The sequence below is a fragment of the Patescibacteria group bacterium genome, assembly GCA_041664365.1.
Classification (GTDB): domain Bacteria; phylum Patescibacteriota; class Patescibacteriia; order UM-FILTER-42-10; family UM-FILTER-42-10; genus JAHJEX01.
The window spans coordinates 1-14,560 of sequence record JBAYKW010000016.1; the positions used below are offsets into that span (position 1 = coordinate 1).

Consider the following 14,560-nt stretch of genomic DNA (forward strand, 5'->3'; position numbering starts at 1 on the left):
GCATATAGCGCGCCGGCAGTCCGCCACCGAGATTAATCATCTTCAGCATTATCCCTTCTGACTCCAGTGCTTCAAACAGATACTTCGTTTGCGCGATTGCGTTATCCCACTGTCCGATTTCCCTCTGCTGACTGCCGACATGGAATGATACTCCATAAGGAATCAGGCCCAGACGCTGGATATCCTTTGCCAGATGGTATGTTAAATCCGGATGCGCGCCAAATTTTTTGGAAAGCGGCCAGTCAGCATTACCACCCTCAGAAAGAATTCGCATGAAAACCTTACTTCCCGGTGCTTTTCGGGCTAACTTTTGCACATCTGATGAGGAATCAGTCGCAAACAATCGAATACCTCTATTATAAGCATATTCGATGTCCTTTTCCTTTTTTATTGTATTCCCAAAACTGATCCGGTCCGGTGGAATACCCAGACCTAAGACCTGGTCAATTTCATATATAGAAGCCAGATCAAAATTCGCTCCTTTTTCATAAAGCATCAATATCACTTCGTTGATCGGACAGGCTTTAATTGCAAAAAAAACCTTCGCATATGGAAGGTGAGCACTTAATTCATCATATTTGTTGGCAATATTCGAAATGCTGATGGCCAGAAAAGGCGTTTCCTTATCTTTGCCGAATTTTTTGATCTTTTCGAATTCTTCTTCTGTTAGATAATGACTGCTATTCCCGTTTCCGTTCCCATTGGTCATCTTCTTATTTTTTTTGTTTATTAATAAAATAAATTTAATAATATTATACAGCACATTATTATATTTGTCGCTATGGTAAATTCATTACCAGCATACAAGAATGTCTGAGGAATATATCAAATAAGTCGTCAGAGTATATTTTATTCCAGTTTTTGTCAATAGCTAGTAGCTAAAGGCATATTTACTGATTAGATATTTGGCTAATCTGAGAACAAAATATTATTAGCTGGGGATCAGATGTGCAGAACTATATTGACCATGTTGGTGCTATCTGGTAGCATAGTGATTGACGGTATAGACAAGATCTATGCTGTTTGTTCACAAAAGCCTTCCCCCACGTTGGGGAAGGTTTTGCGTTTCAAACATTTATTTATCTTAAAACCAGTATCGACGGTTTATACCATCCTTGGTAAGAATCATTACTTAATAGCACAGCATTCTTACCGTCTGTATCAGTTTCCCAAATCCGAACATGCTGACAAGAGTCAATCGGTTGTCCATATATCAACTTCCCTTCCGCGCCTGACATAGCAAATGATGCGCTACCGATCAATTCCTCGCCTGTATCACCATTGATTCTGAACAACTTTCCACATGGAGAATGAACATTGTTTGTGTAGTCACCCTGACTTAATAAAACATAATTATTTGAACCAATACTAAACTCATTGTGTATTGACTGTACGTAATCAATATTCCAAAATAATTCCGGCTCTGCACTATCAATACGATACACCTCTCCGCCTGAATAACCCATTTCGTTATATTTAGGATTATTAATTACAGTAAGTGGTACTGAATTGAAGAAAGTTATGTCATAAGTATTCTGAGGAATCTGAAACGTTTTTATCTCATGCACCTCCGATGGTTTCAGCGCAAGATAAGTAGCTTTTGTATCATCATTATCTTTTTTGCTTATCATAATAGTCCCGTCTGACAACTCATCATTATACAGGTCCGTAACGTTTTCTTCCTGAACTTCTTCTATAATATTTGCATCAGAATTCAAGATTGTTATTTGTCGTGCCCAGCCTTCCGGTGTATCGTTTGTAGTTTTATGATTCAAAACAAAACGCTTGGAAATTGGATAATAGTCTTCGCTCTCAACTTCTTCAAATACTTGAGATTCAATAACCTCCCCAGTTAATGAGTTTAATAATGAAAGATTAAGTTCATAATAAGGCGTCATTCCATTACCTGTTTCATTGATCTTTTTTCCAACCCACACATTACCATCCTCAGATAGTGCTAACAACTTATCGTAATTATCTTCAGATATCACCTTCTCTTCACCCTTATCCATAAAGACTAAATGTCCATCCCTAAGCATATATAATGATGTTTTTATTTTGAGATTAGATTGGAGATTAGCAATATTATCACTATTTTTTAGTCCTACGATTTTTTGTTCCCCGGGGACCGAAATGATTTGGGAATTACTGAACCCGTAACCATCTACCTCCAATAATACTTTCTGCTCCGGAAAGCTCCATATTTGCATTTTATTATCAGCAAATGTCTCCAGAATAAAAGTATCCTGATATACACCAATTAAGTTTACAGAATTAAACACTTTAGGAATTGTTTGAACTTCACTTATTTTCTCATCAGCGAGATTTATTTCATAGACAATAGCATAGTCATATCCGGAATTATTTGAATCATGCTTAACAGTATAAAGTGTTTTATTATCCGTTCCCCAAACCAGTTCCAGATAATTTGACCATACTTCCCCCTGATTCTCAGCGCCAAAATCATATTCAGAAAGAAAATCTGTTGGAATAGTTTCCAAATTATCCATGTCAACAATTTTTATTTGTGACGGATCAAATTCTCCTCCTTTTGAAAACAAATCAACATTATAAGCAAAATATCTGCCATTAGGAGACAGCGCCGTAACCATCCATCCTTCCTCAAATTCTTTTACAAACTTTTTTTCTTCAATATCAAAAACCATATATTGTTGCCAATCACTTTCAGCCTTGGTTTTAATCAAAATCAGATATCTATCCGTCGCATGAGCAATACTGTAGTAATCTAGTTTTGCTGTCTGGCTGTACAATTTTTCCGCTTGTTTTGTTGTAAGATCTACCTGATAAAGTTCTGCCGTTGTATTAATATCAGAAAAACTGTCCGTTTCCGCATTCCAATCCTTGTCATTAAACGTCATTGCAACATATAGACTCTTACCATCCGTCGATAGTGCAAGGCCTTGAAAACCGAAGTTGTATTGTTGTTGCGGAAATGTATATTGTATCTCACTGCTATTTTTTGTTTGGTCCCATATTTTTACATTATAGCTATCACCATCCTTTTCTATGTATGGTTTTTTGGTTTGAAATGTACTAGACCAATTCCCCGGTACCGATTCCAATTCAAATGCCATTTGCTTATCTGTATTTCCAAAATCTTGATAATAGTATGTATCAAAATGTTTTTCCACACCGTCAATATTTTTTGCCACTGATTCATAGCCTAACATGCCAACCGGTGTGGCTAAATTTGTTTCAGTTTCTTCCGCAAAAATATTTTCTACTATTACTTCCTTAGAATCTGATTCTGGTTGATTTATAATGTAATATATACCCAAACCACAAAACACAAGGATTACAATAAATAAAATCGTCCCAGTTGTTTTCTTCATATTATTCAAAATCAATTATTATACCTTGGATATACATTGTATGTATCCGGCAACACTTGTAGTTTGCAATTGCCGTTAAAATACACAAAAATCTCCTCACCCATTCTGTCAAAAAAATATACACCGTACTTTTTATCAATATCTTTGAGTAATGTCTGCCCTGTCTCGTCATCATCTGCAATAATCGTATCTGGATGAGTTGCTGGAAAGTATCCATTATCATGATAATACTCTTGCAATATTCTTGCTGTATCCTCAACAAAATCATCCTCTTCCCAACAGAAGTCTTTTGAAGAAAAAGCATACTCCATATGTGCCCCTTCACCAAAAGAACAGTTTTCTTCAGTTGAATATCTTATTCGCTGTAATACCACGTCAAATATTGAATGCGCCGTAGCTATAACATTTCCATCATCCTGAATTTCTATCTCTTGATAAATAGTGATTAGATTAAATAGTTTCGGTATTAGTAGTCGTGATTGAGATATACAGTTCTGCGATATCTGACCATCAGTAGCATTAATTCCTTTAATCATTGGTATAGCTAGGCCAATAATAAGTATAGACAGAAATGCTATTAATAGAATTATTCCTCTCCTTTTATTCATCCTAATATGTTTATTTATCTACTCATTTCCGAAATCCTTTGACCTTCAAAGAATTCCGGTGAGAGAAAATAACTTACTTACTTATTTAATCTCAATACTATTCAAGATACGACTATATGTAGCTTCAATTTCGTCAAGATATTCTGGAGAAAGATCGACAAGATATGTATTGTTCGGGGTATCAACTGGAGCAGTTTGTTCAATGTAGAAGTTATATATATCTTCACCTACTTGAAAAAACGTACCAATATATACATTCGTTTCCGTCAGGTTGGAAAATTGATAAGCAGTTGTTCCATTCAATCCTATTTCTTTCTTGCTATCTTGATATCCAGATGTACTAATCATATTCTCCATATATTCCGTCAAGCTCGCACGAGGTTCCAAATTTACATTTCTACGAGTTAGTAAATACTCCTCTCCATAATTATCTATAAATGTACTTTCTTTACGAATTGACAAAGAGCCATATACATCATATCCATCTGGCCATACTGTAGCATCAGCTGGATAGTCAAATGATAATCCTGAAATCTGAGTGTAAGTCAACCAATCGGACATATTATTTCCTATATCGCTTTTTAAATCTTCTACCCAGCGAAATGAATCAGCTATTTCGGTTATTTCTTCCTCTGACACATCAGCGGATCCTATAGAGACCGTTGCTTTATCTGTTGAAAAGTAGATATACGACGCCATACCACCTGTCATTGTTTCATGAGTCAATTGATATGGAACATTTTTATTAACAACATCATTAAGTTCGCGTGCGAAATACTTTGCAATGCCATTTGCATACCATTCTTCAAAAGCACCTGCCTGCGAGGAATCATATCCGGTCGAGAAAATTTCAATGAAAAGATAATCATCTTGACCATCAGAGGAATCGGAGTTTAATCTTCGACATAAGGCAGTATTAGTACCCCAATGAACATATGTTGTAAGAGAACAATAGAATTCACGTGGAATATCAATTGTAAAATCGTATTTAGTGCTTCCGTACCCAATCATATTTTGATCATGGATTCCATAAGAGTCAAAAATTTGTCTATTTTCTTCGTCTTCATTGGTAGTCTCATTGACGCTATTATTCGTATTGTCCAAAACCTGCTCATTTGGAGTCTCTTTTGTATAAAGCAAATGTAGGATAACAAAAACGCCAACAAACAAACAGGCGATGATAATGATTATTATGGTTATTTTATTACGCATATTCAAGTAATAATTTATTCATCCGCTCATTTCCGGAATCCTTCAGTCTTTCAAAGAATTCCGGTGAGAGAAGGTATATAAATAGCTAATCTAGCTCAATACTGTCAAAGATTAACTGTATTGCATCCTTGGAATTTTTAAATTGCACAGAAGAAGGATCATCATTATTTACATCCGCTCTAAATTCCCAAATATCATTTCCATTATCCACATAATACGTGAAAGACGACGAAGCATAAGGATTCTGTTTATGCCATATCCACTGTTGGTAACCTGTATAACTTTGTATATCTTTATTTATTCTCTCTTGTTCATCTTTGATAACAGAAACCTTATTGATCCAATCACTTAAAGTAAGCTTGTCAAAATTGGGTTGCTTATATACAGATACCGTGATTAACGATCCCGTTCCTATTTGATTAGTTAAAGGATCGGTAATAGTCGTCTGCGTGTCTGACTTTAATTCCAAGGCAAAACCAAAATCGTCTGTGTAATTGTAATATCTATTCCAATTTTTCGGATAAGCCACTTTTAGTCCAATTTCAGTGGCTGTAAATGTTGTTAATTCTTCGTTTTGATTAATTACGTTTGTATTCGGGTTATCGTTGCTATTGTAAATAAAAGAAGAAACAATAATCACTACTGCTACAAATAATATTGCAAAAATTATTAATATATTAGTTGTTTTTTTCACCTGATCATTATTAATGATAAAATCGTAAAATAATTATACCATTCTTTAATAATGTGGGGGAGAGTCAGTTGACTCCCCCCCTCCTGAGAACTACCACCCCTTAGGAGGACGAATGAGCGCATTGCCAGAACAGTAGGAACCACCCACTTCAAGTGCACCACCGCCGGAGATACCGTTTAGAGGAACGGAAACGTTGTGCTTCCAAATGGAAAAGTGGATGTGTGCAGGCCAATCTCCACCCGAACCACCGCATTTACCAAGAACGGTTCCTTGGAGCAGGTCATTGCCTTCACTGACGTAATCGTTCGGATTAGACTGCAGATGTGCGACGATGGAAGTGTACCCTTGGCCAGTGTGCCCAGCATCATGATTCATGACCACACACCAGCCATAGCTAGTCATCCAACCCGCAAACGCAACCTTTCCACGAGCGGGATTGAGAACCCAGCTCCCCGCTGAAGCAGAATCAGAACGAATGAGGTCAATGGAATAGTAACCAGCGGGAGGGTAGTACGTATTACGATGGTACCCACAACCGTACCCACACGTAATCCTCCACGTCTGCCCATGCCAGTAGTCATCCATGACACCACTAAACGGGAACTTGAAATGAGACATGGACGTGGGCCAGCGGCTAGGGTAACCCTTCTCCGCCTGTGCACCGTCATCCCCAGGCTGGTCGACGACAACCTCGTCGGTCGGTTCGACGGGCGATTCCGTCTTGTCGCATCCCGCGACCCAGAACATGGCCATCACGCAGACGGCCAATCCGAGAATCCAGAGGATCCGTTTCATGGCTGTTCTCCCTTTCCTATCAGGCAGATTCAAGCTCCGGAATGAAGCTTGACTGACTCAAGCAAACAAGATGCAGACGAAGCAGAAGTTAACTCGCCTCCTTTCAGGCCTTGGTTTCCCTTGGCAAGTGTGTTTTCCCCAGTTGTGAAAGAGCGATTCCAGCTAGCAGAGTGCTAACCGAGAGAGCGCCCAGTGAATTATCTTTTCTGTCTTAGGGTCCTCCATCTTGTGAAGAACCCCAATGAGAGGAGATAAAACTATTCCACTTCAACCACCGGCACTTCTTCCGCACTTACTTCTTCCTGCGCCATTTGTTTCTGCGCTTCCTGACCGACTTTATCTTTTACCGCACCGGCTTTACCGAGCATGATCAGGTTCTGCGCAACCACTTCGGATTTAGAATGCTTTTGACCTTTTTCATCATCCCATTTTCTGTTCTGCAGACGACCTTCAATGTAGACCTTGTCGCCTTTTTTCAGGTAGGTTGTGACAATTTCTGCCAGCCTGCCCCAGGCGATTATATTGTGAAAGTCCACTTTTTCTTTACGCTCTTTGGTCTTGATATCCTTCCACGAATAGTTGGTTGCCAGACCAAAATAGGTAATAGTTTGGCCGGATGCAATTTTTTTGCCGATCGGATCTTTGGTGAGATTTCCGATCAAAGATACTTTATTTAGGTTCATTGGTTTTCCCTTTAATAATTATTCTACTTGCCCAATGCGACCTTTATTTGTAATCCCAGATTAAAAAGGGACGTCATTTCTCATAGTATGAGAATCGAGGACGCCCCTTTATGTGGAATTTGTTATTATTTATTACCCTATATCTGCTTCATTAATTTGTTTAGCACAATTATTTTATTTCAACACTTACTCAACTAGCGATTTCAATTACTTTACATATTTTTAGGTGTTAGTTTCATCTTCTTTTTCTGAAATACTAATTGCAGAAGAGTCAATGTTCCTTCCACAAGAATCAAATCAATCAATAACGAAATAAAAAATTTTGGAAAATGTATAATAGTCTTAGATTCTAATGGTGAAACCAATCTAGTAGTAAATGGAAAAGGAGGATCGTAATTACTTTGATTTTGGCTGATAAAATGTAAAGGTAGTCCCAATTTTATTTCTTCAAGTTCCGATTGATTATTAACTTTCGTGGGAATAAATAGGGACATCACAATAAGAGCAATAGAGATTACCAACGCAAATATGTGTAATTTAATCGATCTTAATACTTTCCAAATATGTTTTAACATTTTTAACGATTCCAATTTTTAGTTCCCGGTGCTGAAATATTCCAAGCTAGGATTAGTCGATAAATAGGTGTATTTGGATCTTGAAAACTACACCAAGTAGTATAGCACCAACTAGGATTGCGGTAACCAAGTTGAGCATTAATCTTACCGGTATCCACAGATGTATTACCATTCGGAGTTCTAATATAGTACCAATACTGATTAAATGGCCATATGTCTAATCCGTTAGCACTTCCTATTGTATATGCCTTTTCGCCGGATGGATCACCAAAACGAGTATCAAGATATGGCCGTGGAAGATTTGAAGTCCAATAACTCACCGTTGGAATACCATTAGCTGCCTGATTACTTGATAAATAAGTCCTGTTATCATAATTATACAGGAAAAAATCGTGTTCATAAGTACTGTTTATACCAAATCCTGAAACATTCCACCAACTATTCCAATACATGTTTTGTTGAACATATCTTCCGCCCGCACTTGAAGGATGTATATATGAAGTACCCTGGGCAGGAACCCACTTTGTTGGATCAATACCATTTATCTGCAATTCGACATTGGTGTTTTTGTGTTCAATGATTTGTTTTTCATGAAAGATTTCACTAATCGCTTTAACATCTCTAATTTTTGATAATTTCAAAAGATCATGTGCTATCAGATTATTACCGCTGATTATGACACTCTCAACCTGAACTGCTTTAAATGGATCTTCCTTTGCAAGTTCTACTTTAATATTTGTATTATGATTATTTTGAGCTGTTTTACTCATGGGATCCAGTACTGTATTCTGATTTGCTGAATTAGCAAGGTCATTAAGAAAACCAAGATAAGAATTCCGGTAGTCTTCCAAGATTGCTTTCGTGTCCTGAGTTTGAACAAAATATCCACCTTCAGTCAATTCGTTTCCGAGCATAGCTTTATGATTGATTGAAACAATATCTGAAACAGTGTTTTTCAATACTTCTAATGCCTCTTGAGGAGAAACAGATTGAACAAAAAACACTTGATATTTCTCTTTTTGTAAAGATGGCAATGAATCATTGATTACTGTTTCACCAATAACATTAATAGGAAAAGTAAAAAACGCAATTAGGGCAATTATTGATATTTTTCTTATCATATATTTTCAATTAATATTAGTTAGCTTTTTTTACCCAATGCGACCTTTAGATATTTATGCACACTTATTTGCGCCGTCGCTCGATCAAACTGCTGTCAACAATCATATTCATCTTGGCGTAATTCTGATCTAAAACAATAAAACGAGCCGTCGCAATTGCGGACGCCCCGAATAATCTTTTTTATTTCTCTTACATTTTATCACTTCCACAAACGAAGTCAATAAAAAAACCACCGCTCATAGACTAGAGGGTGGATTCGCCAGGAAGTGATCCTAACGATTTCCGAGTTGCGCGTAGAACTCGTACAGGAACTGGCCGGCGTACGATTCGTATTTCACCATGTCACCTTTGGTGATCTCGTAGAAATTGAACATGTTGGCAGAAAATGTCAGTTGCGTAAGCAACACTGTGAGATCATCGTCAGACAATTGCCCGAACACATCTACTACTCGGGTACTATCTGCACCCACAGGCGAGAAAGTCATCGCTGCCTCAGAATACCCATTGGAAACAGCCCAGCTCCTTCTTTCTCTGGCACTTTCGTGTACCACATTCCTCCACATGTCGCCGGTGTATTCCGACAAGACATTGTGCATTACGTATTGCGCATGCGCCTCACCATTCAACCAGGTTGGACTAAACGGTTCGGACTCTTTCTCGCCAGAGATAATCTCATCTTGAGCATGAACGATTTCATGACCCAACAAGAGACCTCTTACGAGATCGCTAAACCCATTATTGTAAAGAGCCATGATCCGCCCGCCGTATTGAGCAGCAACAAAGGCTTCTCCTCCTGTCCGAGTCTGTGTCACGACATCAACATACGGGACGACCATGAAAGCCTTATCGCTGCGCGGCGACTCAACTACCATAATCTGTCCGTCGCTGATTGGGCGAGCGAGAACTGCCGCCTCCCGGTAGAACACCATCAGCGAATCCGCTGTCGCGCTTTTCTGCGCAAGGGCGGAAAGACCATTGATGTAGCTGTCGATCAAAACCTGCTCTTGAGTTGTGAGTCGAGCCACAGTAGGCAGGCTGCTCTGTGACTCGTTTTTCTTCCCACACCCAATCGTTGCGAGAATCGCAACAATCAACAAGCAGGCGAGTAAGGTTCGACGGTGACTCATCGTCTATCTCCTTCGTTGGGACGCATTGCAGGGGGTGACTGAAATTATCATAATTATTTACAGATGTCAATACCCTAAAGCTATAATAAAAAACCCTCCAACATTTGGAGGGCGTTTAAGTATTAATAAACTATTTCTGCCACGCCTTCCCTTGTCTTACCAAAAGCTCTTCTGCTCTTAATGGTTCCGCCATCAGCTCTTTCACCACTTTTTCTGTGCGCACAGACTGTGATCCTTTAACCAGAATTAAATCCCCTTCTATTAATCTTTCCTGGATAAATCGCCCGGCGCTTTCTGCGTCATCAAACTCAAATACTCTATCCTTGAGCATATTATTTTCCCTGGCAGCTTCTGCTATTATCTTTGCTTTTTCACCGATCGTTATCAAAACATCCGCAACCTTTGCCACATATTTTCCGACTTCCTCATGACCTTCTTTGGTATAAGCGCCTAACTCCGCCATATCACCAAGTACCGCATATTTGCTTTTCCCATCTGCAATCTGAAAAGTTTTTAAAGTTTCAAGTGCTGCAATAGCGGCAACCGGCGATGAATTATATGAATCATCGATTATTGCGGTATGTTTAATCCCAGGGATCAAATGCATTCTGCCGGCTGGTGATACATAGCTCCTCAGTGCTTCGGAAATATCTGATAAATTCATTTCATATATTGTTCCGACCGCAGCCGCGCATAGTGCGGCATATATCTGATGCTTTCCTAATGCCTGCGGTAACAGAACCGGCACTACGCTTTCCTTGTAGTGTATTTTAAATGTAACACCGGTAATCAGTTTGCCCTCACCCTTATCAACTTGGTTTGCTATGGAAACATCACTGGCACGGACATCAGCATTTTCCGCAAAGCCAAAAGAAATTACCTTGGCATTTGTTTTTGTTTTTAACGGAAAAACATTTACATCATCCTGATTTATAACTGCGAATCCTTCCTGAGAGAGATGGCTGATGATATTGGATTTTTCTTCAATTAACTGTTTAACATTCTTAAAAAATTCCAGATGCACCGGTCCGAGTGTTCCAATCGCAGTGATAATTCCAACTTTGCACGGCGCCATTCCAACCAGATATTTGATATCCCCCGGATGATCAGCACCCATTTCTAAGATAAGTTTTTCCGGATAATTCTTATCTTTAAAAATAATTAATCCGAAAGCTTTAAAAAATATCGCCAGCCAGCTGAAAATATTCTTATTGCCCGACTCGGAACCGATAATGGTGAGCGGAACACCTATTTCATTATTATAATTCTTTACATTTTTGCGCACCCTGAATTTTTTCTCCAGCACGGCAAAAACAGCGTCTTTAGCGGAAGTTTTACCGACACTGCCCGTAATACCAATAACTTCCGGATTGTATTTCTTCAGGATTAACTTGGCTAAATATCTTAATTTAATCTCCAGAATCTTCCTCATTGTTTTATGCAATTACAAATTATCAATCCTATACCCTAACCCCTAATCCCTAAACCCTATAATTACTGTACCTCATCAGGAGGGATTTGATAATAGTCAACTAAAAATTTCATAATCTCGCCGAAAAGCGGGACGGCGGTTGATTCCGCCCAAGCAACACCTTTCGGGTCATTGATTTTGGTCAGTACCACAAATTTTGGATCATCTACCGGCGTGAATCCGACAAAAGTATCATTGTGACGACTTACGTCATAACCAGCTCCGTCAGTTCTTGCAATTTGCGCTGTTCCTGTTTTACCGCCGATGAAGTAGCCTTTGATCTGGGCACGGGCGGCGTGACCTTTATTTACCACACTCACCAGCATCGCCCGTAAAGTCCTGGATGTTTCCGCGGAAATAACCTGTCGTATGAACTCCGGTTCTGTTTTAACTTCAAATCCATTTTCTTTGATCACTTTTTCTACTACATAAGGTTTCATCAATTTCCCGCCATTAACAGCAGCGGCATATGCGGAGATTAGTTGAATCGGTGTAACCGTAATTCCCTGGCCGTATGATGCGGTCGCAGAATATATATCACCTAATTTTGATAGTGAACTGATATCTCCCGGATTCTCGCCATCTAGTTCGATACCGGTTTTTTCTCCGAAACCGAAATCTTGCACATACTGATAGAATGCTTCATTACCGATTTGCTGGACAGAATATATTGCCCCGGTGTTCAGAGATAATTCGAGCACATTGGTCATTGTCTGAATTCCATTGGCTTTCAAATCGGAATTGCGAATCGTATATTTTCCTATTTTAACTTCACCAGTATCTTCGTAGGTTGAAGACGGAGTTACTTTCCCCATATCGAGCGCGGCTGCCATAGCAAGCGGTTTAAATACCGACCCTGGTTCATACTGATCAGATACGGCTGAATTAATAAAAGTTTCTATATCTTCAACTTCATTATAATTATTGGCGTCAAAAATTGGAGCATTACACATCGCAAGCACCGCACCGGTAGAAGGATCCATAACAATCGCACTGCCTTCGCTGGCCCCGTGCTTTTGTACCGCCTCTGCCAGTTTATCGCAGACGAAAAACTGAACAGCGTGGTCGATAGTCAATACAATACTGTCTCCGTCCTTTGCTTCCTCCAAAGAAGTGTTGCCGACGGTAATCCATGTACCCTTTGCGTCCTGTTCTGTATTCAGGAACCCCTGTTCTCCGGATAACTCTTTATCAAAGTATCCTTCAATTCCGTACTGCCCGACCCGCTGGTCATCGCTGAACCCGATAAACCCGGTCAGATGGCTGAATGTTTCTTTCTCGGGATAATAACGTGAACGCTCGGTTATCGCGTCAACGCCGGGTATTTCCATTTTTTTTAGTTCTTCCCATTTTTCATCAGAAACATTATGCACTATCGGTTCATAAACATCATTTTCTTTAGATAGTTTATTCACCAGCATTTCTTTATCCAGATTAAAATAGTTTGAAAGCTTATCCGCAGTTTCTTCCGGGTTTTCAATACTCTTCGGTACGGCAAAAACCAGATTAACATCCAGATTAGTTGCTACGGAATGCGGCTCGTCAGAATAATTGTCGTAAGAAAGTATTTCACCGCGATCAGGGAGTAATAACTGTGAAATAGCATGTTGTCCCGCCGCCATCGCTTCATAAAAACTGTGCTGTAGTATCTGCAGGGAAAAAAGCCTGATAACAATCACAACCAGACAAAAAACAAAAACACCGGCCAATACATTTATCCGAGTAAATCTTTTCGGCTTTCTGTTTGAATCGGCCCTGCCGTATTTTTGTCTTTTCCCTGTCTTTGCGTATCTTTTTGCGCTCATATTATGGTTTTTTCAATAAAGAAAGTCCCTCTTATAAAGCGGGACCAGAATTCTGCAGCACAATAACCCAAAGTATTACTTTTACTCCCCTAATGCAACTTCAGACGGAGGAAGGGTCACGTAATCCATTGTGCTGACACCGACAAGATTCATATCCTTTGATGCTTCTTTGATCGTCCGCAGTGATTGAAGCTCCGAAACCTGCAGCTCCAGCTTTTTGTTTTCTCTCTGCAAATCTTCCGCGCGCTGAGAAAGATCTTTAATTTTGAATCCCCCGGTTGAGACTGTATTAACTTGAACCAAATATACAAAACCAACAAGCACTGTCAGAGTAACCACCACCATGCTGATACTGATATTGCCCAAGCGAACTTTCTTCAGCTTCTTTTCATTGTTCGCCCGTTCATTTTTGCATTTAGTTGTAAATCTGGTAAATTTTGTCATTGTGTTTATCTTATATTTTTTCCGCGACGCGGAGCTTTGCGCTCCGCGCGCGGTAGTTTTGTTTTATTTCTTCCAATGAAGGCGTAATTACCTTCCTGGTGATTAATGTTAACTGGGCTTTGTGGCCGCAGCGGCAGACCGGGAATTCGGGCGGACACAGGCATCCTCTGGACTCCTGACGGAAAAACTGTTTGACGATCCGATCTTCTAAAGAATGAAAAGAGATAATAGCTATCCTACCCCCGGGCGACAATATATTCAGCGCCTGCGGTAGCACCTGGCGCAGGCTGTCTAATTCATCATTCACTGCGATCCTTAAAGCCTGAAATGTTTTAGTGGCCGGGTGGATCTTTTTCGGTTTGGGTTTATTGCTGTATACCTTTTCAATTATTTGAACGAGCTCGCTTGTATTTGAAATTATTTTTGTTTTTCTGGTCTTTACAATCTCCTGTGCAATCGCCCAGCTGTGTCTTTCCTCTCCGTAGCTCTGCAGGATATTGAATAGCTCTTTTTCGCTCCATTTGTTGACGATCTCGGCAGCGGTCAACTGCTGATCCGGACCGCCGAAGCGCATATCTAGTGGCCCATTAATTTGAAAAGAAAATCCTCCGCTTTGAGATTCGAGTTGAAATGAAGAGATCCCAAGATCAAGTAATATGCCGCTAATTTTA

The 14,560-nt window shown here is 39.5% G+C and carries 13 protein-coding genes; all 13 read right to left on the bottom strand.

Annotated features, from left to right (window positions below):
• A partial coding sequence (locus WCW66_06660) for a type III PLP-dependent enzyme (GenBank protein ID MFA6392387.1) occupies positions 1–709 on the bottom strand: 709 nt, incomplete at its 3' end.
• 370 nt (positions 710–1,079) lie between these two features.
• Positions 1,080–3,353, bottom strand: coding sequence for a hypothetical protein (locus WCW66_06665; protein MFA6392388.1), 2,274 nt, complete (start codon positions 3,351–3,353; stop codon positions 1,080–1,082).
• Positions 3,354–3,364: 11 nt separating this feature from the next.
• On the bottom strand, positions 3,365–3,889 hold the full coding sequence (locus WCW66_06670; protein ID MFA6392389.1) for a hypothetical protein: 525 nt from the start codon (positions 3,887–3,889) through the stop codon (positions 3,365–3,367).
• Positions 3,890–4,042: 153 nt separating this feature from the next.
• Positions 4,043–5,173 carry a hypothetical protein gene (locus tag WCW66_06675; GenBank protein MFA6392390.1) on the bottom strand — a complete coding sequence of 377 codons (1,131 nt, stop codon included), beginning with the start codon at positions 5,171–5,173 and terminating at the stop codon, positions 4,043–4,045.
• A gap of 85 nt (positions 5,174–5,258) precedes the next feature.
• A complete protein-coding gene (locus tag WCW66_06680) occupies positions 5,259–5,867 on the bottom strand; it encodes a hypothetical protein (protein ID MFA6392391.1) in 609 nt (202 codons plus the stop codon).
• Between the two features lie 90 nt (positions 5,868–5,957).
• Positions 5,958–6,662 (bottom strand): M23 family metallopeptidase, encoded by a 705-nt coding sequence (locus tag WCW66_06685; protein MFA6392392.1) that lies wholly within the window; start codon positions 6,660–6,662, stop codon positions 5,958–5,960.
• 257 nt (positions 6,663–6,919) lie between these two features.
• Complete coding sequence (ssb, locus tag WCW66_06690; GenBank protein ID MFA6392393.1) at positions 6,920–7,345, bottom strand: single-stranded DNA-binding protein; 426 nt, start codon at positions 7,343–7,345, stop codon at positions 6,920–6,922.
• A 577-nt stretch (positions 7,346–7,922) separates the two neighbouring features.
• Positions 7,923–9,041, bottom strand: a complete 1,119-nt coding sequence (locus WCW66_06695; protein MFA6392394.1) for a hypothetical protein — start codon at positions 9,039–9,041, stop codon at positions 7,923–7,925.
• Positions 9,042–9,314: 273 nt separating this feature from the next.
• On the bottom strand, positions 9,315–10,169 hold the full coding sequence (locus tag WCW66_06700) for a hypothetical protein (protein ID MFA6392395.1): 855 nt from the start codon (positions 10,167–10,169) through the stop codon (positions 9,315–9,317).
• Between the two features lie 130 nt (positions 10,170–10,299).
• The gene (gene murF / locus WCW66_06705; protein ID MFA6392396.1) at positions 10,300–11,601 is read right to left on the bottom strand and encodes a UDP-N-acetylmuramoyl-tripeptide--D-alanyl-D-alanine ligase; all 1,302 of its coding nucleotides are present in this window, start codon (positions 11,599–11,601) and stop codon (positions 10,300–10,302) included.
• A gap of 62 nt (positions 11,602–11,663) precedes the next feature.
• On the bottom strand, positions 11,664–13,445 hold the full coding sequence (locus tag WCW66_06710) for a penicillin-binding protein 2 (GenBank protein ID MFA6392397.1): 1,782 nt from the start codon (positions 13,443–13,445) through the stop codon (positions 11,664–11,666).
• An 81-nt stretch (positions 13,446–13,526) separates the two neighbouring features.
• Positions 13,527–13,889: a hypothetical protein gene (locus tag WCW66_06715; GenBank protein ID MFA6392398.1), complete on the bottom strand. Its 363-nt coding sequence runs from the start codon at positions 13,887–13,889 to the stop codon at positions 13,527–13,529.
• Positions 13,890–13,899: 10 nt separating this feature from the next.
• On the bottom strand, positions 13,900–14,560 hold a 661-nt coding region (gene rsmH, locus WCW66_06720), incomplete at its 5' end, for a 16S rRNA (cytosine(1402)-N(4))-methyltransferase RsmH (protein ID MFA6392399.1).